This window comes from Botrimarina colliarenosi, from assembly GCF_007859955.1.
Lineage (GTDB): Bacteria > Planctomycetota > Planctomycetia > Pirellulales > Lacipirellulaceae > Botrimarina > Botrimarina colliarenosi.
In genome coordinates, this window is record NZ_SJPR01000002.1 from 744,867 (window position 1) to 771,823 (window position 26,957).

Here is a 26,957-nt window from a genome sequence, read left to right on the forward strand (position 1 = left end):
ATGATCAAGTGTTCGACACAAGGCGCCGTCCAGGTCTTCGCCATCGAAGGACCGTTGCTAACAGAGACGGCCGAACGCCTCCTTTCGGCGGTGGAGGAGTGCCCGCGTGTCGGCCGGCCGCAGTGGGTGGTCGACCTGGCGGAGGTCCCGCTGATCGACAGCACCGGCTGCGAGGCGTTACTCGACACGCGCGACGCCGCCACCAAGGTCGGCGGCGCCGTGCACCTGGCAGGACTGAACCCGCTCTGCAACGACATCCTGTCGGCCACCGGGGTGGGCCGCTACTTCCCGAAGTTTGAGGCCGTCAAACAAGCCGTAGGGCATTTCTCGCGATGACTCTCGATCCGCTGACCACGTCCAGGCAGGAGAACGCCGTCGAGACTAGGCTCGACGCCGCGCTCGATGCGCTGGCCGCAGCGGTCGAAGCGGACACCGAAGGCGCCACGCCGCCCCCGGCGCCGAAGACGCCGATGCGGCTGGGGCAGCGTCTGCTAGGGGAGAACCTGGTTTCGCCAGAAGACCTCTCCAAGGCGCTCGAGCTGCAAGCCAAGCGGGGCTTGAAGCTTGGCGAGACGCTCCTCGAGATGGGCGTCGCCACGGAAGAAGACCTGCTGCCGCACATCGAGTCGCAGCTCAGCGTGCCGGCGCTCCGTCTCCGCGAAGGTCTGATCGATCCGACCGTGGTGCGGACACTCGACCGCGCCTTCTGCGAGCGTCACGGCGTGCTCGCTCTGTTCAAAGTGCGGGGGGTGCTGACAGTCGCTTTGGACGACCCCAACGACCTCGATCGTCTCGACTTGGTGGAACGGACCACCGGTCTGCGGGTGACGCCGATCTTCGCCTTCCGGGCGTCGATCGATCGGATGATCGCCCGCGCCTACGAAGACGACTTCCAGGTCGACTCGGTCACGGCCGACATGGACGAGTCGGCCGTCGAGCTGCAGGCCGACATCACCGATGTCGACCTGACGGCGGTCCAGGACATGGTGGGCGGCAGCCCCGTCGTCAACCTGGTCAACTACCTGATCCTGCAGGCGATCCGCCGCAGCGCGAGTGACATCCATATCGAGCCAAGCCGCAAGCACGGCATCGTCCGCTTCCGCATCGACGGCCAATTGGTCGAGATGATCCGCCCGCGGCGCGACATCTACCCGGCGGTCGTCTCGCGTATCAAGGTGATGGCGAAGCTCGACATCGCCGAACAGCGCAAGCCCCAGGACGGCCGTTGCCAAGTGATCGTCGACGGCAAGGAGGTCGACCTACGCGTCTCGACGCTGCCGACGGTGATCGGCGAGAAGGTGGTGCTCCGCGTTCTCGACAAGCAGCGCTTGACGTTCAACCTCGACGAGCTCGGCATCCCGCCGCTTCAACTCGGTGAGTTGAAGCAAATGATGGCGCGGCCGTACGGGCTGGTCCTCGTCACCGGGCCGACTGGTAGCGGCAAGACGACGACCCTCTACTCGGCTATCGAGCTGATCAAGTCGGTCCACACCAACATCGTGACCGTCGAAGACCCCGTCGAGTACCAGATGGAGCTGGTGAATCAGGTCCAGGTTGACGGCATCCGCGACCTGACCTTCGCCTCGGCCCTGCGGTCGATTCTCCGCCAGGACCCTGACGTCATCATGATCGGCGAGATCCGCGACGCAGAGACCGCCAAGGTCGCGGTCCAGGCGGCGCTAACCGGCCACCTCGTGCTGAGCACGCTGCACACCAACGACTCCGCCGGCGCCGTCACCCGGATGGTCGACATGGGGATCGAGCCCTACAAGCTCGCCGCCGCGCTAGTCGGCGTGGTCGCCCAGCGGTTGGTGCGGATGGTTTGCCCCCACTGCCGGACGCAGCACTACGCGACGGCCGAGATGCTCCAGACGCTGCACTACGAAGGGGACTTCAACCAAAAATTCTCTCGCGGTGAAGGTTGTCGGGCTTGCTACGACACCGGCTACCGGGGCCGGATCGGCGTGTACGAAGTGCTGCCGACCGACGCCGAGCTGCGGCGTATGGTGGCCCGCGATGCGTCGAGCGACGCGCTCCGCGACTGGATCCGTACCTCGGGTCTGCCGACCCTGCTGCACGGCGGACTCGACCTGGCGACCCGCGAGGTCACGAGCCTCGAAGAAGTCGCCCGCGTCACGCTGTTCGACTAAGAATCACCCCCTTCACGCTCACGCTGCGAAATGGACGCCCTTGCCGCCAATCCGAACGCCCCGACCTTGCTCGACACCGCCAACCGCGTGGTCAAGTGGAGTGGCTTCGCATCGCGCGGCAAGAGCGTGCCGATGCAGGAACGCGTTAACCTGACGTCGCAGATGGCGATGATGGTTGGCGCCGGGGTGTCGCTCTCGTCGGCGTTGAAGTCGATCACCCGGCAGTGCCAACGCCCCGCGTTGCGGGAGGCGCTGGAGCAGATTCAAGAGGACGTGCTCGGCGGATCGAGCCTCTCGGCGTCGATGCGCAATCACCCGCGCCTGTTCGACCCGGCCTACGTCGCCACGATCGCGGCGGGCGAGGCGTCGGGACGCATGCAGGAAGTCCTGACCCAGCTTGCCGAGCTGCAACGCTCCGACCTGCGTCTCTACCGGACGATCCGCGGCATGCTGGTCTATCCGGTGCTGCTGACGACGGTCTCGATGCTGGTGATCTCGACGCTCGTCGTCTTCGTGCTGCCGCGCTTCGCGACGATCTTCGAGCAGTACGAACTGGCGCTGCCGATGATCACCCGGCTGTTGATCGGGGCCGCCGACGAGGCGCGGTCGCGTTGGTGGTTGTGGGCGCCGGTGTTGGGCGCGGCGGTCGCTGGCGTCGTCGCCGCCCGGACCACGACCAAAGGACGCGAGCTGGTTGACACCACGCTACTGCGTGTCCCCACCCTGCGGCAGGTGACGCAGACCTTGATCGGCGCCCGCGCGTGCCGCCTGCTCGGCTTGCTGATCAGCAGCGGCGTCCCGCTTCTCGAAGCGCTGCGGCTCCTCCGGCTGGCGATCTCCAACACCGTCTTCCACCGGCTGGTGGACGACCTCGAGGAAGCGGTGAGCAACGGGCGTAGTTTGAGCGAAGCGCTCGAAGGCAACGTCGCGCTGCCCCCTTCCGCTAGCGAACTCATCGCCACCGCCGAGAAGACGGGGCGACTGGGCGAAGTGAGTCAGATGATGGGCGCCCACTACGAGGAAGAAGGCCAAGCGCTAGCACGGCAATTGGTCTCAGTGATTGAACCGATTGTGACGATGGTGATGGGGGCGGTTGTCGCCGCCGTGGTGCTAGCGGTGATGCTGCCGGTGTTCGACATCGCGACACTCGCCCAACGGGGCTGACGACCTAACGGGGCTGGACCCAACAAGGTTGACGACAAAGCGAAGAGCGGCGCCCGAGGGGGACGCGCTTGATGATAGGGAATGCCAAGAGAGGCTGGATCGGCGTCGACATCGGGCAGCGCGCCATTAAGGTGGCTCAGCTGACCCGCGAGCGGGGTCGACTGCGACTCGTGGCCGCGGCGGTCTGCGATTGGCCGGCGGGCGCCGACGCCACCCAGACCGACCGCCTCGCCGAGCAGTTCCTGGCGGCCCGCTCCCTCGCCGAACGGCTGCGAGGCGATCGCGTCGCCGCCGCGTTCTCGATGTCCGCCTGCCAGGTCGAGCCCACCGATTCCGAGGCCGCCGATCCCGTCGGGCGGTGCTCGTCTCGCTGGACGGCTGGGCCGGCGTCCGCCTACACCCTCAGCACCGACGCGGCGCGGGTCGAAGCCGCGGTCGATGGAATGGCCAAGGCCGGCTGGCTGTGCGAGGCGATCGACGGCCAGCCGTTGGCGATCGCCCGCGCGACGCAGCTGACCGAAAACTACGACGCCAAAGAGCTGGTCGGCGCGCTCGACCTGGGCGAGACGAGTGCGACGTTTGTCGCCGCAGCGGGTGGCGCCGCTCGGTACGTCCGCCGGCTCGCCTTCGACGGGATGGACGAGGTGCTCCGCGCGGCGGGCGACGCGTTGTGCATGGCGCCCGATGAGGCCGGTCGCCTGCTGCGACGGCAAGGGACAGCGGGCCCCCCTTTCGCTGCCGGTGAGCAGCGCGTCGTTCACGAAGCGGTGCGGGGCGCGCTCCGCCCGCTGGCCCAAGAGATCCAGCGCACCCTGGAACATCTCGGCGGCAAACTCAAGACGCGTCCGCCGGAACGGCTTGTTGTGTTCGGCGCCGGGGGCGTCGCGCCCGGCCTTGCCGAGGTGCTCGGTTCGCTGGCGGGGCTCTCGTCCGAGCCGTGGCGCGCCGCTGGGCTCGAACGATCCGACGGACTCGCCAACGCGCCCGACTGCCTGCTTGCTCAGGCGATCATGCTGTCGGCCCTCGCTTGGGAGGCCAGGGCATGAGTCCCACCGAAACCCGCAGCATCAACCTGCTGCCGTTCGCAACCAAACGCGCCCAGGCGGCCCGCCGCGTCACCCGAGTCTGGATGCGCGCGGTGCTCGCGTCGAGTTGCTGCGCGGCGGCCCTGTTGGGGGTCGAATGGCTCCGTGGCGTCGCGGCCCTCCAGGAACTGCAGGAACTGAACGCCCGCAATGCGCCGTTCGAGCTCATCGCCCAAGAGAAAGCGTCGGTGTCGTCCCAGCTCCATCGGCTCCGACAACGGGAACAGATCACGCTTCGGCTGGCTCGCGACGAGCAGGGGCTGGCGGTGCTGGGCGTGCTAGCCAAGGCGGCGGCGCAGTCCTCGGGCGCCGTCTACCTCGACGAATTCTTCTACCAGAACCCGATCGACTCCCTCAATCAATCGGCGATGGCGACCACCTCGGTGCGACTTCAAGGCGCCAGCATCGATGGATTGTCGGTTGCCGCCTTCGCCACGGCGCTGCGCGATTCGGGGCTCTTCGCCGAAGTGGGAGTTGAGAATACCGAGCCCCTCGCCGGCGGCAGCGCCAGCATGCGACGGTTCACCCTCGCCGGCTCGTTCTAGCGAATGTCGTCAAAGCTCTCCTCGTGAGACCTTTTTATGCAACCGAAACAAACCGGACTACCGAGATTACCCCTAGGGGTTCTCTACATTGTCGCTATCGCCTGCGCAGCGGGCCTAGCGTCGGTAGCGTACGCCACCCTGAACCAACCGTTGATCAGCTGGAGGAACGACATCGCCCACCGGGCGGACCTGGTTCGCGAGAAGCTAGCGGGGGGCCCCGCCCTTCGCCGCGACCACGCCGAGATGCAGAGGGAACTTGAGGGACTGCTGGCTCGGGTCGAGGAGGTCAATAACCGGATCCCCGACGACCCGAACGAAGGCGATTTTCTCTCCGACCTCACCCGGTTGGCTCGGGAGGGCGACGTTGCGATCGAGGACTTCCGCCGCGGCGCCACCAGCGTTTCACCAACCCATTCGGCGGTGACGGTCACCGTCAATCTTCGAGGAAGCTACCGCGGCGTGTGCGGGTTGATCGATGGCGTCGCAAAACTGCCGAGGCTTGCCGAGCTGACCCAACTCACGCTGCGCCGGGGTCTCGACGGGACCGAATACGCCGTGAGCATGACCTACGCCCTTTACTACGGATTGGTAACGGCTGCGGACGAGAACGCCGTCGCCACTCGATGATTCAACGCCTCCGAAAGTTTGGTTTGACGCCCGGCCGAGCGGTGCTCATGGCCGGGCTCGGCGTTGCGCTCGGCTGGGTGTGGGGCCCGCAGCTAGCGGCCCACTTCGCAACTCCCGGGGACAGCGACACGGTTGCGCTCCGCGTCCCTTCGGGTGCGACGACCCCGCCGCCGAACCCTCGCGTCGGCGCGCCCGGCGGATCGGCGGCGCCCTTGGCCGCTTCGAACGAGCGAGAGACGCCACGCTTTAGCGTCGAGGAGGCGGCTGGCTACGACCCGTTCGCCCTGCCCGACTGGTCGCCGGTGGCGGCGCAGCAAATGCCGGATGGCTCCGTCGCGCCGACGACTGCCGACACCACGGGGAGCCGCTTCGAGAACCTGCGTCGCCAGGGCGTCGCTATGATCCTGGTCTCTGGCGGCGGCCACGCGGCGCAGGTCGGCGACCGCACGCTGCACGTCGGTGACGTGATCGACGGCTTTGAGGTCGTCGGCATCGGTCCCACCGGCGTCGACTTCCGCCCCGCCCCGGCCCCATCGACAGAGGGTTCCCGTGGTGCGTGACCGCCATCCCCGCCGTCTGTGGTTCGGCATCGCCCTGGCGGGCGTGCTGGCCGCTGCGCCGCTGGCGCTGGGGCAGTCCACCGCCATGCCGTCGCTGGATAACGTCATCAGCGGCATGCAGCGGGTGCTGGCGGGTCCGACGCTGGAGGGCGCCGGGACGCCACCGGCCGAGGAGGTTGAGAGCCCGTTTCACTTGCCCTTTACGCCGCCGTCGGGGCAGCAGGTCGAGGTGATCGAGAGCGAGGGACTCATCTCCCTGTCGGTGCGGGAAGCGACCCTGCGGCAGGTGCTCGCAGCGCTGGCGGAGACGCAGGGCTTCAACCTCGTCATCGCCGCCCCGGCGGACCAGCAGGTCACCGCAGAGTTCAAGAAGATGCCGCTGCAGGAAGTCTTTGATTCGTTGTTGCGATCGACCGGGCACAGCTGGACCGAGCACAACAACGTGATCGTCGTCTCGAGCGTCGCCAACGGCGGCGACCTCGCGCCGGAAGTGCAAGGGCGCCGCGTCGCGGTGATCGAGCTCGACTTCGCCTCGGCGGCGGACCTTCAGCCAGCCGTCGAAGGGCTGCTGTCGCCAGTGGGGCAGTCCTACTATGTCGAGACCAACTCGACCGACAACCGTCGAACGAAAGAGATGTTGATCGTTGAGGACCTCGATCCCTACCTCCGGCGCATCGAATTCTACGTTTCGCAAGCGGACCAAGCGCCACGTCAGGTGCTGATTGAAGTGAACCTGCTGCAGGTAACGCTCGATGACTCGCAACGCTGCGGCATCAACTTCGAGTCGCTAGGCCGGATTGCCGGAACTCCACTGACACTCAGCACCCAAGGTCTCGCCGGCGCGCTGCCGGGGGCGGCTGGAGCGTCGGGAGCGGCGGGCGGCTTGTCGGGGTCGTCGTCTCTCTCAGGTTCGGCGTGGAACAGTGGGTCACCGGGGTTCTTCATCCAGTCGAGCGGCGGTGACCTCGACGCGGTGATCGAAGCGCTCATTACGACCACCGACGCCAAGAGCCTCGCCAACCCCCGCTTGCTTGCCGTCAACGGGCAAGAGTCGAGCATCCAGGTGGGTCAGCAGATTGGCTATACGACAACGACCACGGTCGTGAACGGCACCACTTCGAGCGGCGCCGAGTTTCTGGAAGTGGGCACGATTCTCAAGATCACGCCGCGGATCACGCGCGACGGACGCATCCTGCTCAATATCGCCCCGGAGGTCTCGACCGGAGCGATCAATCCAGTGACCAACGCGCCGGACAAAGACACCACCAATCTGAACACCAGCGTGCTGCTCAGCAGCGGCCAAGGAATGATCATTGGTGGTTTGATCCAGGAGTCGGATGTCACCAACATCAGCCGCGTCCCGTTCCTTGGTTCGCTGCCCTATATCAACCCGCTCTTCCAGAGTCGCCAAGTCAAGAAACGGCGGAGTGAGCTGATCGTCGCTCTGACGCCGTATGTGACGCCGCTTTCGCCTGAGTTGGAATGTCGGAATCAAGAGGAGTTGATGCGCGCCCGCGAGCCGTTGGTGACCGGCCCGTTGTGCCGCAACCCACGGCCCTACGAGGCGAAGTTGTTTGATCCGTACAGCGACGTGAAGCGGCTGCACGTGTTCGACCGGCCCGACCCTTTCTGTCCGGCGCCCGTCGAGGCGACGGTTTGCGAGGCGCCCGAGGCGGAATGGGGCCCGCACTATCTCCACATGATTGACGAGTCGGCCCAGACCGAGCCCTCGTATCTCGAGCCGGCGTTTGTCGAGCCCGAGATGGTCGATTACGGGCTCCGGCAGCCTGAAATCGGCAATTGAACCGCCGGATCGCTACTTCGCAGACGTTTGTCCTAGCCCGAGACTATCGCCATGGCCGACCGACTTGAGTTGCCCGACGACCTGACTAGTCTGGTAGAGAAGCGTGAGCTCGAAGACCGCCGGAAGGAGGCCGCGCCCGCGACGAGTGGCGCCGACCGCCGCACCGGTTCCGACCGACGCGGCCAGGACCCGGACGCCGATCCTGCGACGACACCAAAGAGCGGGGCTTGAGGCCTACGCCTCCCTACCCCCCTTGGCGGCGACATGAGCACGGCCCCCCCTCCCCCCTGCTTCGTCTGCGACGGCGATGACCAGCGTCGCTTGTTCGACAAGAAGGGGCGCCAGTTCTGGGCGTGCCGTCGGTGTGGTCTGCAGAAGCAGCACCCGCTCCCCAGCCCCGCCGAACTGAACGACTACTACGAGAAGTCGTACGGTTCGGGCATGTACCAAGAGTTCGCCGCCGCGGGACGGCTCAAGGACCTAACCGCCGAACGGCGGCTGCACGAACTGCGTGGCGAGGTTCCGCTCGCGGGTCGGTGGCTCGACGTTGGCGCCTCGACGGGCAATTTCTCGAAGGCCGCCGCCGCCCTGGGCATTCAGGCCGAGGGGGTCGAGCTGAGCGACACCGCCGTCGAGACGGCGCGCTCGCAAGGCGTCGTCATGCACGCGGGTGACCTTGCCGAGATGCCCGCCGAAGCCTGTTACGATTGCATCACGGCCTTCGATCTGATCGAGCACGTCCTCGACCCGCCCGCGTTGGTCGACGAAGCCCGGCGGCGACTTGTCGACGGCGGGCATCTGGTGATGACGCTCCCCGACCTCGGCGCCCCGCAGCGTCGGCTTATGGGGTCACGCTGGTACTTTTACATCCCGGAAGAGCATTTGCATTATTTCACGCGGGGCGTCATGCGGCGTTTCCTCGAGGGCCGTGGCTTCGAGGTCCTCAAGACGCGGGCGACCTACAAGCCGATGACGTTCGACTACGCACAGACGCAGTTCAAGGAGTACAACCCGGCGATCCACGCGATCCTCCGCGTGGCGGGCGCCGTCGCTCCGCGCCGGCTGAAGCAATCACCAATCCCGCTGCCGATTGGCGAGATGGCCGTTGTCGCCCGCAAGCGTGGCTGATAACGACATGAAACCTTCGTCGCTTGACTGCCGCTTCTGGGGCGTGCTGCTGGCCATCACGCTGCTGGCCGCCGGCTGGCGGGCGTGGCGGATCGAGGCCCCGTCGCTCGACAACGACGAGGTCTGGCAAGTCCTCAACTGCGAAACCGACCTCGCCAAGCAGGTCACTCGCCACGACAATTTCCCGCCCCTCTACAACTGGCTCATCAGCTTCGTCTTTGAAGCGTTCGGGACCGACCAAGCGGCGCGCTGGTTCTCGCTCGCCGCGGGCGTCGTCACGATCCCGGTCATCGGGGTGATCGGCCGACGGATTGCCGGGCCGGCCGCCGGACTTGCCGCCGCGGGGCTGCTCGCCGTGTCGGCCAACCACGTGCTCCTCAGCCAGCACGGCCGGGCCTACACGTTCTTCATCCTGCTCGTGTCGGTGATGATGCTGCTGGCGTGGCGCCTCCGCACGAGCGATCGTTGGAGCGATTGGGCCGCCTTCCTCGCCGCCGGTTGGCTGACGGTCGCAACGCATTACTTCGGCGGCGTGCCGCTCCTGCTGTTCGGCGGCATGCTCTTGGCCGAGAAGCGGGGCCGCGGGCTCAAGCGGGCGTTGATCGCCGCCTCGGTGCTGGCGTTGGCTGGTCTTCCCCTGGTCGCGTGCCTGCGGGCCGACCTCGCGGACACCGGCGAGTTCCACCACCGTGTCGAGTTCGACGCCGAGGCGTACGCGTTTGGCTACCTCTGGCTCATCACCGGCAACACGCTCGGCCCGTCGGTGAGCCGCCTCCGCGAGCTGGTCTCGCTCGGCGAGAAACGCGAGGCGATCCTCGCCATGGCGCCGTGGGCCCTCGCCTCCGTGGCGCCGGTAATAGTCCTCCTCGCCGCGGCGTGGAGGAGGCTCCGCGTTGGTGACCGGCTATGGCTGGCCGTGCTCCTCGTCGCCCCCCCCTTGGTAGTCCTCGCCGCGACGTCGGTCGTCAGCACCGGATACACCTACCGCTACGTGGTGTGGATGGTCGTGCCATTGACCGTGGCGATGGGGGTCGGCGCCGCAACGCTACGCGGCCGACCTGTGGTCGCGATGGCGGCCATGCTGCTGGTGGCGCTGGGGATCGGCGCGACGCTCAATCGCCACCTCGATCCGTCCTACTACGAGAACGACTTCCACGCCGTCGCCGCACTGATCGCAAGCCGCGACGCCTCGGACCTGCCGCCCGCGGTCCTGGCGGCCCCGCTGCATTACGGTCAGGGGGCGCTCTACGGCCTGCCGGACGACTGGCTCAAGCTCGCCGTCACCGCGCACCCCGGCGCCGACCAGGACTGGGACGACACCCTTGCCGCGTTCGCCCACGACGCCGCCCCGCGCAGTCAGGTCTGGCTCGTCACGCAATGGTTCCCCGGTGGGCACCCGCAGCGCGCGCTGTGCGATGAACTCGCAGAACGGATCGACGCGGAACTGATCAAACGCGTCTCGTCGACCGTGATGGTCTATCGGGTGACAATCGAGAACGTCCGCTAGGACGAGGCGTTAAGCCTTGCCGGCCGGGGCCGAGGCGTCGCGGGCGTCGCCGACGCCGCGACAGTCGGGCGAGGGGTTCGTGCACGCTTCGCAGACCGAGTTGCCCTTCTCGTCTTTGAAATTCGCCAGACCGCCGCACGAGCCCTTGATCCGCCGCCCCGAGAGCATCACGCCGACCGACATTAGGCCCAGCGCCACCAGGAATACCGCGAGCGTGATCAGAAACGTCGTCATGGCTTAGTTCCAGGGTGATCGGCGGGGCGTTCCCAGGCGGGCGTCGTCCGCTCGATCAGTTCGTCGTCGGTCCGCGAGACGAAAAGGGCGGCGACGCCCCTCCCGACGGCCCAATCGTACCCCGCCGTGGGTCCGAGGACCAACAACGTCGTCGCCAGCCCGTCGGCGTCGCGGCACGTCGTGGCCTGCACCGTGACGGTCGCCAGGTTGTGCGTCACCGGGCGGCCGGTCGCGGCGTCGATCGTGTGCGAGTAGCGCCGCCCGTCGACCTCAAAAAAATTACGGTAGTCGCCCGAGGTTGCGAGCGACCGATCGGACAGCTCGATCACCTCTTGCAACGAATGCGTCAGTCCCGACTCGGGCTTTTCGAGTCCGATCCGCCATGGTTTGCCGCCCGGTTTGGCGCCGAACGCCCGGACTTCGCCGCCGATCTCGACCATCGCCGCGGCGTACCCTGCTTCGGCGATCAGCTCGGCGACGGCATCGACGCCATGCCCCTTCGCGATCGCCGACAGGTCGAGATAGACACCGGGCGTCGCTTTACGCAGCGCCGGCGGATCGAGCCTCGCCTCGACGGCCGCGAAGCCGACCCGTGCTTTCGCCGCGGCGATGTCTCCGTCGGAAGGGGCTTCGTCGCGCCGTTTGTCGGGCCCGAAGCCCCACAGGTTGACTAGCGGGCCGACGGTCGGATCGAACGCCCCTTCCGACGCGGAAGCGAGCTCCAGCGCGGACTGGACCACCGACGCGGTTTCCGCCGACACGTCGAACCAGTCGGTCGAATCACCGGCGTTGAACCGGGAAAGCTCCGACTGCGGGTCGTATGTCGACATCCGCCGGTTGACCTCGGCGAGCCGCTCGTCGAGCCGCTGCTGCAGCGCTTTGGCGTCGGCCTCATCGCCGCCGACCACCGAGACGTTGTAACGCGTCCCCATCGTCGCTCCGGAGAGCGACCAGATCGGCTCCGACTTCTCCGCGGCGCAACCGGCAACCGACGCCAGCAGAGCGAGCCGCAGAGAGACGCCGACAAAGGTCGATCCCAAACGCCGAGCGGCTCGAACCTGCGACATGACAACCGTACTCATCGGCGCTTATCTGCGGCTGTTGACGGATCAGCCGCCGAAGTCGTCGTAGGCGATGTTGTCCTTCTCGACGCCAAGGTCGTCGAGGAGCTTGAACACCGCGGCGTTCATCATCGGGGGCCCGCAGATGTAGTACTCCACGTCCTCGGGCGCCGGGTGGCTCTTAAGGTAGTGGTCGAACAGCACCTGATGGATGAAGCCGACGTAGCCGTCCCAGTTGTCCTCAGGCAGCGGCTCGGAGAGGGCGATGTTGAACTTGAAGTTCGGGAACGCCTTCTCGATCTCGCGGAAGTGATCGACGTAAAACAGCTCCCGCTTGCTACGGCCGCCGTACCAGTAGCTGACCTTGCGGCCGGTCTTGAGGTTCTTAAAGAGCTCGAAGATGTGGCTGCGGAGCGGGGCCATGCCGGCGCCGCCGCCGATGTAGATCATCTCGTTGTCGGTCTCTTTGATGAAGAACTCACCGTAGGGACCGCTGATCGTGACCTTGTCGCCCGGCTTGAGGTTGAAGATGTACGACGACATCTTGCCCGGCGGGGTCCCTTCGGGCGCGCGGGGGGGCGGGCTCGCGACGCGGACGTTGAGCATGATGATGCCCTTCTCGCCCGGGTAGTTGGCCATCGAGTAGGCGCGGATGGTCTCTTCGTCGACCTTCGACACGTAACGCCAGATGTCGTACTTGTCCCAGTCCTCGTGGAACCGCTCTTCGACCTCGAAGTCCTTGTAGTGGACGACGTGCGGCGGGGCCTCGATCTGGATGTAGCCGCCCGCCTTGAAGTTGACGTCCTCGCCTTCGGGGAGCTGGAGCACCAGTTCCTTGATGAAGGTGGCGACGTTGTTGTTCGAGCGGACCGTGCACTCCCACTTCTTGGTCTCGAGGGCCTCGTGGGGCACCTCGATCTTCATGTCTTGCTTGACCGCCACCTGGCACGAGAGGCGGCAGCCTTCCTTTGCCTCTTTCTTGGTGATGTGCGTCCGCTCGGTCGGGAGGATATCGCCGCCGCCCGAGAGGACCTTCACCTCGCACTGGGCGCAGGTGCCGCCGCCACCACACGCGCTAGAGACAAAGATCCCTTCGTCGGCCAGAGCGTTGAGCAGCTTGCCGCCGGCGGGGATCCGGATCGTCTGCGTCTCGTTGATCGTGATCTCGACCGGCCCGGACGCGACCAGCTGGCTTCGCGCCACCATGATGAGCGCCACCAGGGCGAGCACCACCGCGGTGAAGAAAACGACGCCGAGAACGACAGTTAGGAGGGGGGACATGGCGTAAGCCTTCGGCTTTGGCGATCAGCTGCAGCGATCCGCTGTCAGCACTTGGACTCTTTTGAACCGATTTTCGACCGGCGGCTGAAAGCTGACAGCTGATCGCTGACAGCGTTCTCTCACATTCCGCCGAATGACATGAACGCCAAGGCCATGAGGCCGACGGTCATGAAGGTGATCCCCAGGCCACGGAGGCCGTGGGGGATGTCGCTGTACTTGAGCTTCTCGCGGATGCCAGCCAACGCCGCGATCGCCAACGCCCAGCCGAAGCCGGCCCCGACGCCGAAGACACAGCTCTCCACGAAGTTGTAGTCGCGCTCGACCATGAAGAGCGAACCGCCGAGGATCGCACAGTTCACGGTGATCAGCGGCAGGAAAATGCCGAGCGTCTGATAGAGCGACGGGAAAAACTTGTCGAGCGTCATCTCGAGAATCTGCACCATCGCCGCAATGGTCCCGATGTACGAGATCAAGCCCAAGAAGCTCAGGTCGTAGGCCGCGTACTCCGACCCCAGCCAGCTGAGCGCACCGGGCTTCACCAGGTACTGGAAGATCAAGTTATTCGCCGGGATGGTCAGCGCCATGATCACGACCACGGCGACGCCCAGGCTGACAGCGGTCTTCACGTTCTTCGAGATCGCGATAAACGTGCACATGCCGAGGAAGTAGGCCAAGGCCATGTTCTCGACAAAGACCGACTTCAGAAACAGTTGAATGTAGTGGTCCATGGCGGCCCTTTCGGGGGCGGTTAGCGGACAGATTAGCGTGCGGTGATTCGCTTCAAACGGGCGGCAATCCGATCAATCGTGCTCGATCTGCTCAGGCTTCCAGGTCCGCAGCAGCCAGATCAACGCGCCGATCAGGAAGAACGCACTCGGGGGGAGCAATAGCAAGCCGTTGGGGACGTACCAGCCGCCGTCGGTCGTCAGCGGCAACACGGGGAAACCGAGCAGCTTGCCCGAGCCGAACAGCTCGCGGACGAAGCCAAGCAGGATCAGGATCACCGAGTAACCCATCGCGTTGCCGACGCCGTCGAAGAACGAGATCAGCGGCGGGTTCTTCATCGCGAACGCCTCGGCGCGGCCCATCACGATGCAGTTGGTGATGATCAGACCGACGAACACGCTGATGCTCTTGGTCTGCTCGTAGGCGACCGCCTGGAGGACTTGGTCGACCACGATCACCAGCGACGCGATGATCGTCATCTGGACGATGATGCGGATGCTGCTGGGGATGAACTTGCGGACGAGGCTCACCGCCGCGTTTGAGCAGCCGGTGACGGCGATCACCGCGACACTCATGATGATCGACGTCTCGAGCTTCGTCGTCACCGCCAGCGCGGAGCAGATGCCGAGCACCTGCAGCGCGATCGGGTTGTTGTTGAAGACCGGCTCGATCAGGACGTCTTTGATCTTCGGTTCGGCCATGGCGTTTGCTGTTGGCTGCGTGAGGCCGCGCGGGGCGGCGATGCTTGTGTTTTACGGTGGGCGGACGCCTGTCAGGCGCCGGGCGAGGTCGCCCGATGCTTCTCGATGTACTTTCCGAAGCCTTCGGGGCCGAGCCAGTACTTCACCATGTTGTCGACGCCGCGGCTGGTGATCGTCGCGCCGGAGAGACCGTCGACGCTGTACTCGTCCGATCCCTGGCCTTTGACGACGCCGAGTTCGACCTTGCCGTCCTCGCCGTAGACCTTCTTGTCATCCCAGAGCGCCTTCCAACCGGGGTTGTCGACTTCCCCACCCAGGCCAGGGGTCTCGGCGTGCTCATAGAAGGTGATCCCGCGGACGGTCTGGCCGTCGGCCTCGATCGCCAAATAGCCTCGCAGGGTCGACCAGAGGCCCTTGCCGTAGATCGGGAAGATGAAGCCGTCGGGCTTGCCGTCCTTGGTGATCTCGTAGACGAAGGTGTAGGGCTCGCGTTTCTGGATTCCGGGCAGCGCCGCAGGGGGCGAGACCGGCTCGCCCAACTTCGGGTCCTTGGCGGCTTGGCTCGGGTCGTAGTCGTCGATCTTGAACTTCACGTCGTCGGCCGTGACGACCTCGCCGGTCGAGATATCGACCAGTTGCTTCTCGACCGAATCGGCGAAGACCTTCTTAACGGCGTCGGGGCTTGCGTCGCCCTCCACCAGGCCGGCCGCCATCAACGCGTTCTTCTGCTTGAAGACGAGCTTGTTGGCTTCTTGCGCCGGCTTGAGGATGACCGCCGCGCCGGCGACCAGCACCGAACAGACGATGCAGAGCACCGCGGCGACGAGGAACGCCCCCGGGGCGGTCTCGCGGAGAAACATGTACCAGCTGCGTTCAGGTTGCGGCATAGCGTGCGGCCCTCCGTTTAACGTTCGCCTGGATCGCGTAGAAATCGATTAGCGGAGCCATCACATTACCGAACAGAATCGCGAGCATGATCCCCTCGCCAAACGCGGGGTTGATCACACGGATCAGCACCGTCATCAGGCCGATCAGGCCGCCGTACCACCACTTGCCGGTCTCGGTCATCGCGGCGGAGACCGGGTCGGTCGCCATGAACACCGTTCCGAAGGCGAAGCCGCCCACCACGAGGTGCCAGATCGGGTTCATGTAAGCAAGCGGGTAGTCGATGTCCGCCCGGAAGGCGAACAGCATCATGCTGGTCACCAGGGCGCCGAGCGTTACGCCTGCCATCACCCGCCACGAGCCGATGCCCGTCGCGATCAGGATGGCGGCGCCGATCAGGCAGGCGAGCGTCGAGGTCTCGCCCATCGAGCCCGGGATCCAGCCGATGAAGCAGTCCCAGAACGAGAGCCCCATCGTCGAGGCGGCGTCGGGCGACGTCCCCACGGGGGCGGCCGACATGCCGGTCAGGATCGTGGCGTTGGTGTAGCCGTCGACGCCGTCGCCGGCGGCGACCCCCGCTGCGGTCCAGACCTTGTCGCCCGACATCTCGGCGGCGTAAGCGAAGTAGAGGAAGGCCCGGGCCGTGAGGGCCGGGTTCAAGAAGTTCTTGCCGGTGCCGCCGAAGATCTCCTTGCCGATCACGACGCCGAAGGCGATGCCGAGGGCGACCTGCCAGAGCGGCACTGTCGGCGGCAACGTAAGCGGGAAAAGCATGCCGCTGACGAGGAAGCCTTCGTTGATCTCGTGGCCGCGGATGATCGAGAAGATCAGCTCGCAGACGCCGCCGACCGCCATCGTCACCAGATAGACCGGCAGGAACCATAGGGCCCCGTGCACGAGGTTCGAGACCTGGTTGGCGGGGTCGTACGGCAGGCCGACGGCCTGCATGATGGCGTCACGGCTGATGAAGCCGAGGCCCGTGATCGAATCCTGCAGCGGCACGGCGCCCTGGGTCGCGATCGCGTAGTTCGCCTGGTAGCCCGTGTTCCAGAGCGCCATGAAAATGCACGGGAGGAGGGCGACGATCACCGTCGACATCATCCGTTTCATATCGATGGCGTCACGGACATGCGAAGTGCCCTTGGTCACTTGGCCCGGCGTGTACAGGAACGTGTCCTGCGCTTCGTAGATGGGGTAGAGCTTCTCGAGCTTGCCGCCCTTCTTGAAGAGCGGCTCGACCGCATCGAGTTGGTCGCGGATGAATTTCATAGATCGCGTTTTGGGGTGTTGGCCTTCCAACCAAGACTGACCGACATGGTCAGCGCGTTGCGAGTCGAGAGTTGCGAGACGTCTGTCTCCCCCCCCGGCTCGCGACTGCAAACTCCTTATCCCTCTCGTTCAATCGTCGCTAGCGCCGATCGCAGCATCGGGCCGTAATCGTTCTTGCTCGCACAGACGTAGCTGCAGAGTCCCAAGTCCTCTTCGTCGAGTTCCAAGCCGCCGAGGGTCTGCAGCGACTCGGTGTCGCCGACCACCAGCGCCTTGAGGATCGCTGTCGGCTCGACGTCGAGCGGCATCACTTTCTCGTAGCTACCGATCGGCACGATCGCGCGGTGGCTCCCTTCGGTGCTGGTCGTGAAGCGGAAGCCTCCCTCGGGCGCGCCGAGCCATTTCTGGGCGAAGACGTTCGTCACCGACCACTTGCCGAAGCCCGGACCCATCCAGCCGAGGAACTCACGCTGGTTGCCCTCGGGGAGCTGGACCACCTGCACGTGACGACGCCCCAGGTGGGCGGCCATGTCACGCCGCGTGCGGCCGCTAAAAACCGAACCGCTGATCGTGCGGACCCCTTCACTCGGGGCGCCCGAATCGGCCGTTAAGTCGGCGAGGCTGGCGCCGAGACGCGTTCGGTACAGGCCGGGGCGGGCGACGCTCGGCCCGGCCACCGATACGACGCGGTCGACCGACAGCTCGCCTGTGAGGAATAGGTGGCCGATCGCGATGACGTCTTGGTAGCCAATGTCCCAGCACTGCCGCTCGACGCTCACCGGCGCAAGGAAGTGCATGTGCGTGCCTGGCAGACCGGCCGGGTGGGGCCCGTCGAACTCGGCAACGGTGACACACGACAGGTCGTCGCCCGGCAACGAGACGCCGGCCTTCTTGCAGAGCCAGAGGTTCCCGTCGGTCAGCGTGCTCAACACCTCAAGACCCGCGATGAACTCGGCGGGCTTGTCCTCGACGATAACCTTCGGGTCGGCCGCCAGAGGGTTGGTGTCAATCGCGGTGACAAACAGGGCGTAAGGCGCCGTCCCGGGAACGGGAACCTTGCTGAACGGACGCGTCCGCAACGCGGTCCACAGGCCCGACTCGAGCAGGTTTTGCTGCACCAAATCGCGGCTAAGCTGCGTCAGGTTGGCGTCGCGGTACGAGTTGAACGTGTACTGCTCGTCGCCGTCGATCTCGATCACGACCGACTCGAACTTGCGCTTGGCGCCGCGATTGACTGCAATCACTCGGCCGGCGGCCGGCGAGGTGTATTTGACGCCCGGATTCTTCTTGTCTTCGAACAGCCACTGGCCGCGCCGCACCACATCGCCTTCCGCCACTTGCATGGTGGGCTTCATGCCGTGGTAGTCGTCGCCGACGATGGCGACCGTACGGATCACCGGGCCGCTGAGGATCGCCTGGGGCGGCTCGCCGGCGATGGGCAGGTTCAGGCCCTTACGGACCGAGATGGACTTGGCGATAGCTGCGGTCGTCGCCATAGGAAGCGCTATCCTGCCGCGTGAGTCGGAGCGAATACGGCGAAGTCTCGTCGCAGACGCTCTGGATGGGAAGGCGGGGCGTCGGCGGCTTTGTCGTCTCGCGCGCCGTGCTGGGGGCGCGACGAGCGGCTGCGACAAAGCGTCGCCGGCGGGGGTTTGTGAAATCTTTCACGATATCGGTCCGCCGTCAAGGCCAGCTTGCAGTCATCCCGAGAAGTTGCGAACAACCCCCACGTCGGGCTCGCTCGCAAAGACCTCCTTCCCACTGCGCATCGGCCCCCCGCTGCTGCATCGGCCCGTTGTTCGGCCCCCGGGATTGGCGCTATACTCCGGCCCGCGGCGGGCGGCCCCTGCCCGGACCTGCTCAAACGAGCTGTAAACCTCTACGAGGCATTGCTTTACGCCCATGAAGATCCACGAATACCAAGCCAAGCAGCTGTTCCGCGACGCGGGCATCCCAGTTCCTGAGGGGATTCTCGCCAAGACGCCCGAGGAAGCTGCCGCCGCCTACAAGCAACTCGGCGGCGCCATCGCCGTCGTGAAAGCCCAGGTCCACGCCGGCGGCCGCGGTAAAGGAACCATTAAGGGCGCCGAGCAACGGGGTGTCGAACTGGTCAAGTCCGCGGAAGACGCCGCCCGCGTTGCTGGCGCCCTGCTCGGCGGCGACTTGGTGACGATCCAGACCGGCCCCGAAGGCCAGACCGTCAAGCAGGTCCTCGTCGAGGCAGGCTGCGACATCGCCCGCGAGCTGTACCTCGGCATCGTGGTCGACCGCGGCTACGGCAAACCGGTGCTGATGGTCAGCACTGAAGGGGGCATGGACATCGAGAAGGTCGCGCACGAGACGCCGCACCTGATCCACACCGCGCCGTTCGACCCCAACTTCGGCCTGCAGTCTTACCAGTCGCGGAAGCTCGCCTGGAAGCTCGGTCTCGAGGGCGCCGCCGCCAAGGCGGCCGACAAGTTCTTCCGCGCGATCTGCAAGCTCTTTGTCGATTGCGACTGCTCGCTCGCCGAGATCAATCCGCTGGTCGTCACCGGCGCCGGGGAGCTGATGGCGCTCGACGGCAAAATCAATTTCGACGACAACGCTTTGTTCCGCCATCCGAAGCTCGTCGAGCTGCGCGACACGGCCGAGGAAGACGCCAACGAGCTCCGCGCCGGCGAGGCGGGCCTCAGCTATGTGCAGCTCGAAGGCAACATCGGCTGCCTCGTGAACGGCGCCGGCCTCGCGATGAGCACGATGGACATCGTCAAGCTCCACGGCGGCGAGCCGGCCAACTTCCTCGACGTCGGCGGCGGCGCCAACAAGGATCAGGTCACCGAGGCCTTCCGGATCCTGCTCGGCGACCCGAACTGTAAGGCCGTGCTGGTCAATATCTTCGGCGGCATCATGCAGTGCACGACGATCGCCAACGCGGTGCTCGCCGCCTACAAGGAAGTCGGCTTCAACGTGCCACTGGTCGTCCGTCTTGAGGGGACCGAAGTCGAAGAGGGCCGCAAGATCCTCGCCGAGAGCGGCGTCGACATCATCAACGCCGAAGGCCTGACCGACGCGGCGAAGAAGGTCGTGGAAGCCGCGAACGCGGCCTGAAAAAAGTACTAACCACAAAGGGCACTAAGGACACGAAGGGGAAACTCTTGCAACAGTCCTTCTTCGTGTTCTTTGTGTCCTTCGTGGTTCAAAAATAGAACAAGAAGAGATCATGGCTATCCTCGTTAACAAAGACACCCGCCTCATCTGCCAGGGCATCACTGGCAAGGCCGGTGAGTTTCACTCGAAGAACTGCCTCGAGTACGGCACCAAGCTTGTCGGTGGCGTCACGCCCGGCAAGGGCGGCCAGACCGTGCTCGGCAAGCCGGTGTTCGACACCGTCGCCGAGGCGGTCGAGAAGGAAGGCGCCACGGCGACGATGATCTTCGTCCCGCCCCCCTTCACCGCCGACGCCATCCTCGAAGCGGCCGACGCCGGCATCGAGGTGATCTGCGCGATCACCGAGGGCGTCCCTGTCCTCGACATGGTGAAGGTGAAGCGTGAGCTCGACGCCCGCGTCGCCGCCGGTCAGAAGGTGCGCCTTATCGGACCCAACTGCCCGGGTGTCATCACGCCGGACGAGTGCAAGATCGGCATCATGCCGGGCTACATCCACAAGAAGGGCCCCGTGGGCCTCATCAGCCGTTCCGGCACGCTCACCTACGAGGGCGTCTGGCAGCTGTCGAGCCTCGGCCTCGGCCAGTCGACCTGCGTCGGCATCGGCGGCGACCCGGTGAACGGCACGAACTTCATCGACTGTCTTGAGATGTTCCAGGCGGACGGCGCCACCGAGGCGATCCTGATGATGGGCGAGATCGGCGGCACCGCCGAAGAAGAGGCCGCCGCTTACATCAAGGCCAACGTCACCAAGCCGGTCGCCGCGTTCATCGCCGGCCGCACCGCCCCTCCCGGAAAGCGGATGGGCCACGCCGGCGCGATCATCAGCGGCGGCAAGGGAACCGCGGACGACAAGATCGCCGCGTTGCGTGACGCCAACATCGAAGTCGCCGAGAGCCCGGCCGATATGGGCGCGGCCTTGAAGCGAGCAATGGGGAAGTGATTTGAAGCGATCGAGCTGCGTGCCGTCAGTATTGCCACGTGTTAGAGCCCCAAGATGACGAGCAAAACCAGCGACCAAGCCCCGCCCCCCAGGCTACGCAAGCTTATTGCGTTCCTGTTCTTGGCGTTCTGCGTCCTGGTGCTGATTCGATTCGTATTGGGCTATTGGCTGAACCCTGGCGACCCTTTAGTTGGAGAACGTACGCAGGCGATCCCTAGGTCTCTCGACTTCCTCGCGAGCAGTTATCGCAAGGACTACTCGAACAACCTTCAGTCAATCGACTTCGCCGCCGGCGCCCCTCTACCAGCCGATCAGCTCGGCAACCTTGAGGTCTACACGCGCGAAGCACGCGTCGGTGTGACTTCAAGCCGGTTCGATCAACACGTCAAAGACACTTTGTCCGTTGTTGATTCGCACGGCGCCGACATCCGACTGGAAGAAGCTGAAGGGGTCACGCCACACAGGAGCTTTCGTGTCATCATCCGTGTGCCAGTCGATCGCTTTGCAAGTTGTGTCGATGACTTGAAAGAGATCGGCGAATTGCAGTCTTGCTCGGTTACCAAAGAAGACAAATCGGAAGAAGTGCGACAGCGTTTTGCCGAAAGGGACTCCCTCAAGGCGTACGCTGAATCTCTTGGCAAGCTACGCGAGTCGGAAGGCAAGGTGGCCGAACTACTCCAACTCGAAGCGAAAATCCAAGAAATCGAGAAGCAGATTCAGGCGTTGAACGTCTCTCTTGGCGAGTTCGTCAAAGACGAGTCCTTCAACAACGTCAACTACTCGCTTCTAGAGCAAGTGCCCTTCGACGTCGATGTGAAAACGTACCCGCTGTTCGTACGCTGGATCTCCGCTATCCAATGGACCATCAAGTGGTACGTAGGCGGGTTGCTTCTCATGGGGCTCGCTTGGTTGATCCTCCTGTCAGTCCGGACCTTGAAAGAAGGCTGACTCGGCCGATCGGATGTTCGCACTTTGGTTGCAACCCGGCACGTTCGTTAAGAATTCGCGAAGCAAGTAGACGGATCGCGGTGACGCGGTGAGACTCGGACGGTGTTGTCCCGCCCCGCCGATCCACTCCCCTCCCCTGCGATGTTCTTGCGAACCGTTGGCTTCGTCGCATTCCTTGTTTCAGCGTTAGTCGCTTACGCTCGCGACGCCGAGGTGCTCCGCCGCTTCGACGCCCCCGAAGCGGTGCAGGGCGTGGCTGTTGATGGTCACGCGGGCGAAGGCGCCGCGTTCTACGCGATCGCCAACGGGGCCATCGGCAAGTACGACAAGAGGACGGGCAAGCGCCTTGGCGGCTGGCGCGCCAACGACGACCTGCCGCTGCGGCACCTCAACGCGGGCGTCGTCCGCGACGGCCGGCTCTACTGCGCCCACTCGAACTTCCCGCAGTGGCCCGAGACCAGCTCGGTGGAGGTGTTCGACACCGCGACGCTCCGACATATCGACTCGCATAGCTTTGGCATCGACGAGGGGTCGCTCACCTGGATCGATTGGCGTGACGACGCTAGCGAGCCCGACGGCGGGGCGTGGTGGGCCGGCTTCGCCCACTACTCGCAACACGTCAACGACAACCCCCGGGCGTTGCCGACCCCCTACACATCGCTCGTGAAGTTGGATTCCCGCTGGCGGCGCCTGGCCGGTTGGGTCTTCCCACCCGAAGTGCTCAACCGCTTCGCGCCGCACAGCTCGTCGGGCGGCGGCTGGGGGCCCGGCGGTCTGCTATCAGCCACCGGCCATGACCGGCCCGAGCTCTATCTGTTGGCGCTGCCGCGGTGCGGCTCGACCCTACGGCTGGTTGAAACGGTCGCCCTGCCAATCCAGGGACAGGCGATCGCCTGGGACCGCAGCGACGAAGGAGTCGTCTACGGGATCGACCGCTCGAAGCGGCAAGTCATCGCCTGCCGAGTCACGACGCCGACCGGCCGCTAAGCGGGCGCGCCGCGACACGGGCCGCATTGAATTGCCGTCGCCGCTCTGGTAGAGAAAGGGCAGCGGAACCTTTCCCTACCCGTTCGATAAGGCGCATCCATCGTGGGCGAAAAAGGCAGCAAAGACAAAGGCAAGCGCGAGGGCAAGAAAGAGGCCCAGCACACCGCCAAAGAGAAGCGACAGCTAAAGCGAGAGAAGAAGACGCGGAGCGAGTAGGCTCCCCCCTTCGGCTCCAGAATCCAAAGAACCGCCGTGTGGCGCGCCACACGGCGGTTCTTTTTTTGCCGACGCCGAGAAAATTGGCGAGACGCACGTCACTCGGCGGCTGCGATTCGACGCGCACGGACCTCCAGGCTTTAATGGAAGGGCCTCCCCTCGTCCCCCCCCCCACCGGGAGACCGCCCCGTGCGTCGCCTACTCCCTCTCTTCGCCCCCTTCGTTCGGGGCGTGCTGGTCTTGGTGCTTTACGCGATCGCCCCCGCGGTCGCCCAACCGCGTGTCGGCTGGCAAGCGGACCTTGCGACGCACTACCACGGCGTCTCGGGTCTCGTCACGGTCGTCGATGCCCACACGCTGCGCGTCGACAACCTCTACTTCGACGGCGCGGGCATCGACGTCTACTTCTATCTCGGCGCCGAAAACACCACGGCGGCGTTCACGGCGGGGCTAGAGATCGGCCCGCAGTTGCTGGGGATCGCGTTTGACGGCGGCAGCCTCACGCTCGACTTGCCTTCTGGCGAGACCATTGAGGGCTGGAACGCGATCTCGGTCTGGTGCACCGAAGTGCCGGTCAGCTTCGGCGACGCGGTCTTCGCCGCCCCCCCTGCCCCGCCGGGCGACTACAACGGCGACGGCGCCATCGACGCCGCCGACTACACCGTCTGGCGCGACACGGAGAACCAATCGGGCGCAGGCCTCGCGGCAGACGGCGATAACAACGGCGTCGTCAACACGCTCGACTACACCGTCTGGGCTAATCACTACAGCGGGCCCGCGGCGACAGCGGTCCCCGAGCCGACGGGGCTGGCCATTCTCATCGGTTCGCTGGTGGCGTACCGCTTCGCCCCCAGGCGAAGGATTAAGGGTCCGTGGGCAGTGATCAAGCAGTGAAAAAACCCGGGGAAGTATCGTCACAGCCGAAACCCGCCCGCGACTCAACCAAGGCTCGCCATTTCCTGGCGCTCAATCTGTCGCACAGTCACGAAGCGAACAACTTTCACTAGGAGGATTGCCGAGGCAATCATTACCACACCGCCTGCGAGTCCAACGCCTAAGCCCACTTGAACCGAGCTAACCGTAACGGCCCCTCGCAAGAAGCCATTAGACGCACGGTGCAAGACATTTCCGAGAAGCCACGCTGCCCACCACCAAGACACCAAGGGGGCATTCCGAGGCAGTGGCTGGTTGAGTGTTCCATTCCAAATGTCGTTCATCGCTCGGAAAGGACGCACCAGATTCAGGATCGGCACAAAGTACGAGCCGACCGCCCAAGCCGGCGTGTATCGAAGATCCGACACTCCCAGGGCTTCTAGATTCCGATACGAACGGTACTTCCACTTGGAATATACCGTCGCGGTGAAGATGAAAGAGGCAATCCCTGCTATCAGGCCGAACGACTCGACGCCTTCGAGCTTTTCCAAGAGATCATGGCTGGCATCTACCGCATCGGATGAGACGGCAACGAGCACCGTTGTCGCAATCCCTATCATCGTGAGTTGCAATAATGAGAACGTTAGCAGCCCAATCACAACGACCCGCGATAAGACTTCCGCCGATCTGAAAATCGGTTGGCTGTTTGGGTCGTCTATTGCCATGGCGTTTTGTTTTCCGAAGGGAGAGTAAAGACGCGGCCCGATTCTGACGTCGATGCCGTGACTCGGCTAGGTTTCAGGCTTCTCTTGTGATCGGATCGTCCGCAACGCGGAGCTTCCACGACGAAGTTCACCGACAAACCACGCCGCTACTGCGTCGAAGAGAAGCAATACAAACCACCATTTGGCCCCGTCCAAACCCGAACCGTTGGGAGGACGCCGCTACGCATCGCGGTCTGGCGACCAAGAAAAGCCGCGGAGAATTGACCGTTGGTCGCTAGAATCGGCCCCCAGTCCCCCCGAGAGCCACGCCGTGTCCGCCTACCGCTATGTCGTCTTCCATCCCGGCGCCCCGCCGACAGCGGAGGAGCTCGGCGCGTTGCGGCGTTACGCGGAGTTGCTGAACAACCACATCGCCTGGGGGACCCACCGCCACAACGGCGCTCTAGCGATCGCCTGCGAGGCGGAACCCTTCGATCGGCTCCGCGGGATCGACCCGGCGTTTGAAGAGCTCCTTCTCCAATGGCAGGCGCGCGGCGGTCACGTCGCGGAGAAGCTGCCGTTCGTCAAGGACTCCAAGGCGTGGCGGACGATGGAGAAGCCGGCCGATACGAAAGCGCCCCCCAGGGCGCCGGCGAGCGACGCCGCGCCGTCCGCCAGCAACCGGCAGAACGAGCTCAAGCCGCCTGACGCCCGCGAAGCGGTCGGCCGAGTCCGCATCAAAGCGGCGAAGATTACGGCCCAAGCCGAGCGAATCGAACGCGCCGCCGGCTGGACGCCCTACGTCCTGTGGGGCCTCGGGGCCGCTCTGGTGCTGGGGGCGGGCTTCTATCTTGGGTCGCGACTGCTCGCCGCAGGCGGCGAGCGCCGGTCGGCGACGGTCGAACGGATCGCCGACGACCCGATCGGCCAGAGCCTAGCGCCCGAGCCGCCGGAGTGAGCGCTAACGCCGCCGGCGCGTACGGTTAGAAGTCGAGCTGGGCGCGCATCGCAAAGACATCGGCGTCGCTGCTGACCGCCGTGGGACGGTCGAGGTTGGCGTGGATGTAGTTGAACTGGAACTTCGTGTAACGGTTGAGGTACCAGTTGAGGCCGAGCGTGTAGTCGGTGATCGTGCCGCCGTTGACCGCTCCGTCGTCGAGGTCGAGGTAGCTCCAGCGGCCGGCGACCTCGAAGGCCCCCAGGCCGCAGTCGCCGTAGTTCTTGTGCGGCACGATCCGCGTATAGACGCCCTGCGCCTTGCTGTAGGCGTGGTTCTCGCCGGTGAGGGCGTACGCGACTTGGGCGTAGGCGCCGTCGAAGTTGACGCCGCCGCCGGCGATCGGATCGACCTTCGCGCCGAAGTACTCACTCTGAAATAGCCACGCCCCGCGCGAGCCGGCGAGCTCGAGGTTGTAGACCTGGTAGCTGTCGGCGGCGATGGCGCCCGAGTCGACGAAGAACGGCACGGGGAAGTTCGTCGCGTTGCTGAAGTCGAGCTGCGTCGCGCCGACCTCGGGCCCCGTGCGGATCCGAGCCGCGTTGGTCGAGGGCTCATTGTAGGTATAGCCGGCGCCGACATGCACCGTACGGCCGCAGCCGCCGTCGTACAGCAGCACGGTCTCGCGGGTCGACATGCCGTAGCCACTGTCGCCCGACGCGTTGCCGAACACGTCAGTCGGGAAGCGGTAGCCGGCGATCGCCCAGGTCATCCGCTCGTCGTAGGCCGTGTCGTAGAGGCTGGCGCCGATCTGCCGGAACGGCACGAGGGCGAACGGCAGGGAACGCTCAAGAAACATCATTTCCCTGACGCTCGTCAGGGCGTCCATGCCGAAGGGCTGGCGGAACTGCCCGACCCGCAGGTTGCCGACGTCGGCGAGGTCGGCGAAGTCGACCCACACATCCATAAAGCTCGGCCGACCGGGGAACGCAAAGTCGTACTCCATCAGGTACGTGACGTTCTCGGCCGCCGCGCCCTTGGCGGCGAGCCGCGCCCGGCGGAAGTCAGCGAGGTCTTGGGCGTCGCCGACGACCGCCCGGTTGGTGGCGTCCTGGGCGAACCAGATCGCGTCGGCCTGAAAGAACCCGGTCACCGCGACGGTCGGGAATCCCTTCCCGGCAGGGTCGGCGCCCGGCGTGCACGGCACGCAGCGCCAGCAGCCGGCCTCAAGCAGGCTCGCGTCGAAGACGACGCCGTCCAGCGCGCCCGCTGCAACCTCGGGGGGCTCGGACAGAGTGAGGTCGTCGACGGGCGGGTTGAGCTCGCTAATCGGCTGAGCGGCGAGGTCCGCGTAGGCCGAATGCCCCTGCAGGAGGGCTGGGTCCTGCGCGAACGCGGTCGTCAGCAGCAGGCCCGTCGCCGCGGCGGCCGAGGCGAGCCGTCGCGCGAAATTGTTGATCGTCATGAGCTCCCTC

The 26,957-nt window shown here is 65.3% G+C and carries 27 protein-coding genes; 17 read left to right on the forward strand and 10 right to left on the reverse strand.

What is annotated here, in order from left to right:
• From Pla108_RS10960 to Pla108_RS11010, 11 genes are all read left to right on the forward strand, one after another.
• Window positions 1-336 (forward strand): STAS domain-containing protein, encoded by a 336-nt coding sequence (locus tag Pla108_RS10960; protein WP_146444968.1) that lies wholly within the window; start codon window positions 1-3, stop codon window positions 334-336.
• Complete coding sequence (locus tag Pla108_RS10965; protein WP_146444969.1) at window positions 333-2,150, forward strand: GspE/PulE family protein; 1,818 nt, start codon at window positions 333-335, stop codon at window positions 2,148-2,150. The genes Pla108_RS10960 and Pla108_RS10965 overlap by 4 nt, the downstream gene beginning before the upstream one ends.
• A 30-nt stretch (window positions 2,151-2,180) precedes the next feature.
• Window positions 2,181-3,314, forward strand: coding sequence for a type II secretion system F family protein (locus tag Pla108_RS10970; RefSeq protein ID WP_146444970.1), 1,134 nt, complete (start codon window positions 2,181-2,183; stop codon window positions 3,312-3,314).
• 71 nt (window positions 3,315-3,385) lie between these two features.
• The gene (locus Pla108_RS10975; RefSeq protein WP_146444971.1) at window positions 3,386-4,360 is read left to right on the forward strand and encodes a hypothetical protein; all 975 of its coding nucleotides are present in this window, start codon (window positions 3,386-3,388) and stop codon (window positions 4,358-4,360) included.
• Window positions 4,357-4,944, forward strand: coding sequence for a hypothetical protein (locus Pla108_RS10980; protein WP_146444972.1), 588 nt, complete (start codon window positions 4,357-4,359; stop codon window positions 4,942-4,944). The genes Pla108_RS10975 and Pla108_RS10980 overlap by 4 nt, the downstream gene beginning before the upstream one ends.
• 150 nt (window positions 4,945-5,094) lie before the next feature.
• Window positions 5,095-5,571, forward strand: a complete 477-nt coding sequence (gene pilO / locus Pla108_RS10985) for a type 4a pilus biogenesis protein PilO (RefSeq protein ID WP_197526475.1) — start codon at window positions 5,095-5,097, stop codon at window positions 5,569-5,571.
• 23 nt (window positions 5,572-5,594) lie between these two features.
• Window positions 5,595-6,131: a hypothetical protein gene (locus Pla108_RS10990; protein WP_197526476.1), complete on the forward strand. Its 537-nt coding sequence runs from the start codon at window positions 5,595-5,597 to the stop codon at window positions 6,129-6,131.
• The gene (locus Pla108_RS10995; RefSeq protein ID WP_146444975.1) at window positions 6,124-7,935 is read left to right on the forward strand and encodes a type II secretion system protein GspD; all 1,812 of its coding nucleotides are present in this window, start codon (window positions 6,124-6,126) and stop codon (window positions 7,933-7,935) included. The genes Pla108_RS10990 and Pla108_RS10995 overlap by 8 nt, the downstream gene beginning before the upstream one ends.
• Before the next feature lie 51 nt (window positions 7,936-7,986).
• Complete coding sequence (locus Pla108_RS11000; RefSeq protein ID WP_146444976.1) at window positions 7,987-8,166, forward strand: hypothetical protein; 180 nt, start codon at window positions 7,987-7,989, stop codon at window positions 8,164-8,166.
• A gap of 33 nt (window positions 8,167-8,199) precedes the next feature.
• On the forward strand, window positions 8,200-9,063 hold the full coding sequence (locus Pla108_RS11005) for a class I SAM-dependent methyltransferase (RefSeq protein WP_146444977.1): 864 nt from the start codon (window positions 8,200-8,202) through the stop codon (window positions 9,061-9,063).
• 7 nt (window positions 9,064-9,070) lie between these two features.
• Window positions 9,071-10,570, forward strand: coding sequence for a glycosyltransferase family 39 protein (locus tag Pla108_RS11010; RefSeq protein WP_146444978.1), 1,500 nt, complete (start codon window positions 9,071-9,073; stop codon window positions 10,568-10,570).
• A 9-nt stretch (window positions 10,571-10,579) separates the two neighbouring features.
• Here Pla108_RS11010 and Pla108_RS11015 read toward each other — a convergent pair whose 3' ends face one another.
• The 8 genes from Pla108_RS11015 to Pla108_RS11050 form a co-directional block, all read right to left on the reverse strand.
• On the reverse strand, window positions 10,580-10,804 hold the full coding sequence (locus Pla108_RS11015; RefSeq protein WP_146444979.1) for a (Na+)-NQR maturation NqrM: 225 nt from the start codon (window positions 10,802-10,804) through the stop codon (window positions 10,580-10,582).
• Window positions 10,801-11,886: an FAD:protein FMN transferase gene (locus tag Pla108_RS11020; RefSeq protein WP_231934420.1), complete on the reverse strand. Its 1,086-nt coding sequence runs from the start codon at window positions 11,884-11,886 to the stop codon at window positions 10,801-10,803. Before Pla108_RS11020 ends, Pla108_RS11015 begins: the two co-directional genes overlap by 4 nt.
• A gap of 27 nt (window positions 11,887-11,913) precedes the next feature.
• Entirely contained in the window at window positions 11,914-13,146 is a 1,233-nt protein-coding gene (gene nqrF / locus Pla108_RS11025) for an NADH:ubiquinone reductase (Na(+)-transporting) subunit F (protein ID WP_146444980.1), read from the reverse strand.
• Between the two features lie 119 nt (window positions 13,147-13,265).
• A complete protein-coding gene (nqrE, locus tag Pla108_RS11030; RefSeq protein ID WP_146444981.1) occupies window positions 13,266-13,874 on the reverse strand; it encodes an NADH:ubiquinone reductase (Na(+)-transporting) subunit E in 609 nt (202 codons plus the stop codon).
• Between the two features lie 72 nt (window positions 13,875-13,946).
• Entirely contained in the window at window positions 13,947-14,573 is a 627-nt protein-coding gene (locus Pla108_RS11035; protein WP_146444982.1) for an NADH:ubiquinone reductase (Na(+)-transporting) subunit D, read from the reverse strand.
• 71 nt (window positions 14,574-14,644) lie between these two features.
• The gene (locus Pla108_RS11040; RefSeq protein WP_197526477.1) at window positions 14,645-15,460 is read right to left on the reverse strand and encodes a Na(+)-translocating NADH-quinone reductase subunit C; all 816 of its coding nucleotides are present in this window, start codon (window positions 15,458-15,460) and stop codon (window positions 14,645-14,647) included.
• Window positions 15,447-16,727 carry an NADH:ubiquinone reductase (Na(+)-transporting) subunit B gene (locus Pla108_RS11045; protein ID WP_146444983.1) on the reverse strand — a complete coding sequence of 427 codons (1,281 nt, stop codon included), beginning with the start codon at window positions 16,725-16,727 and terminating at the stop codon, window positions 15,447-15,449. The genes Pla108_RS11040 and Pla108_RS11045 overlap by 14 nt, the downstream gene beginning before the upstream one ends.
• 116 nt (window positions 16,728-16,843) lie before the next feature.
• Window positions 16,844-18,223 carry a Na(+)-translocating NADH-quinone reductase subunit A gene (locus tag Pla108_RS11050; protein WP_146444984.1) on the reverse strand — a complete coding sequence of 460 codons (1,380 nt, stop codon included), beginning with the start codon at window positions 18,221-18,223 and terminating at the stop codon, window positions 16,844-16,846.
• Window positions 18,224-18,629: 406 nt separating this feature from the next.
• Here Pla108_RS11050 and sucC point away from each other — a divergent pair, with 406 nt between their 5' ends.
• The 5 genes from sucC to Pla108_RS11075 all read left to right on the forward strand — a co-directional run bounded on the left by sucC (window position 18,630) and on the right by Pla108_RS11075 (window position 23,862).
• Complete coding sequence (gene sucC / locus Pla108_RS11055) at window positions 18,630-19,817, forward strand: ADP-forming succinate--CoA ligase subunit beta (protein WP_146444985.1); 1,188 nt, start codon at window positions 18,630-18,632, stop codon at window positions 19,815-19,817.
• Between the two features lie 112 nt (window positions 19,818-19,929).
• Window positions 19,930-20,817 carry a succinate--CoA ligase subunit alpha gene (gene sucD, locus Pla108_RS11060; protein WP_146444986.1) on the forward strand — a complete coding sequence of 296 codons (888 nt, stop codon included), beginning with the start codon at window positions 19,930-19,932 and terminating at the stop codon, window positions 20,815-20,817.
• A gap of 120 nt (window positions 20,818-20,937) precedes the next feature.
• Window positions 20,938-21,765 (forward strand): DUF4349 domain-containing protein, encoded by an 828-nt coding sequence (locus Pla108_RS11065; RefSeq protein WP_197526478.1) that lies wholly within the window; start codon window positions 20,938-20,940, stop codon window positions 21,763-21,765.
• Between the two features lie 105 nt (window positions 21,766-21,870).
• Window positions 21,871-22,752 (forward strand): hypothetical protein, encoded by an 882-nt coding sequence (locus Pla108_RS11070; protein WP_197526479.1) that lies wholly within the window; start codon window positions 21,871-21,873, stop codon window positions 22,750-22,752.
• 405 nt (window positions 22,753-23,157) lie between these two features.
• A complete protein-coding gene (locus Pla108_RS11075) occupies window positions 23,158-23,862 on the forward strand; it encodes a DM13 domain-containing protein (RefSeq protein WP_146444989.1) in 705 nt (234 codons plus the stop codon).
• A 44-nt stretch (window positions 23,863-23,906) separates the two neighbouring features.
• On the opposite strand, the gene Pla108_RS11080 is transcribed toward Pla108_RS11075, so the two are convergent.
• Complete coding sequence (locus Pla108_RS11080; protein ID WP_146444990.1) at window positions 23,907-24,566, reverse strand: DUF4328 domain-containing protein; 660 nt, start codon at window positions 24,564-24,566, stop codon at window positions 23,907-23,909.
• A gap of 310 nt (window positions 24,567-24,876) precedes the next feature.
• Here Pla108_RS11080 and Pla108_RS11085 point away from each other — a divergent pair, with 310 nt between their 5' ends.
• Window positions 24,877-25,503, forward strand: a complete 627-nt coding sequence (locus Pla108_RS11085; protein WP_146444991.1) for a hypothetical protein — start codon at window positions 24,877-24,879, stop codon at window positions 25,501-25,503.
• Window positions 25,504-25,528: 25 nt separating this feature from the next.
• On the opposite strand, the gene Pla108_RS11090 is transcribed toward Pla108_RS11085, so the two are convergent.
• On the reverse strand, window positions 25,529-26,947 hold the full coding sequence (locus Pla108_RS11090; protein ID WP_146444992.1) for an OprO/OprP family phosphate-selective porin: 1,419 nt from the start codon (window positions 26,945-26,947) through the stop codon (window positions 25,529-25,531).
• Window positions 26,948-26,957 lie beyond the last annotated feature (10 nt).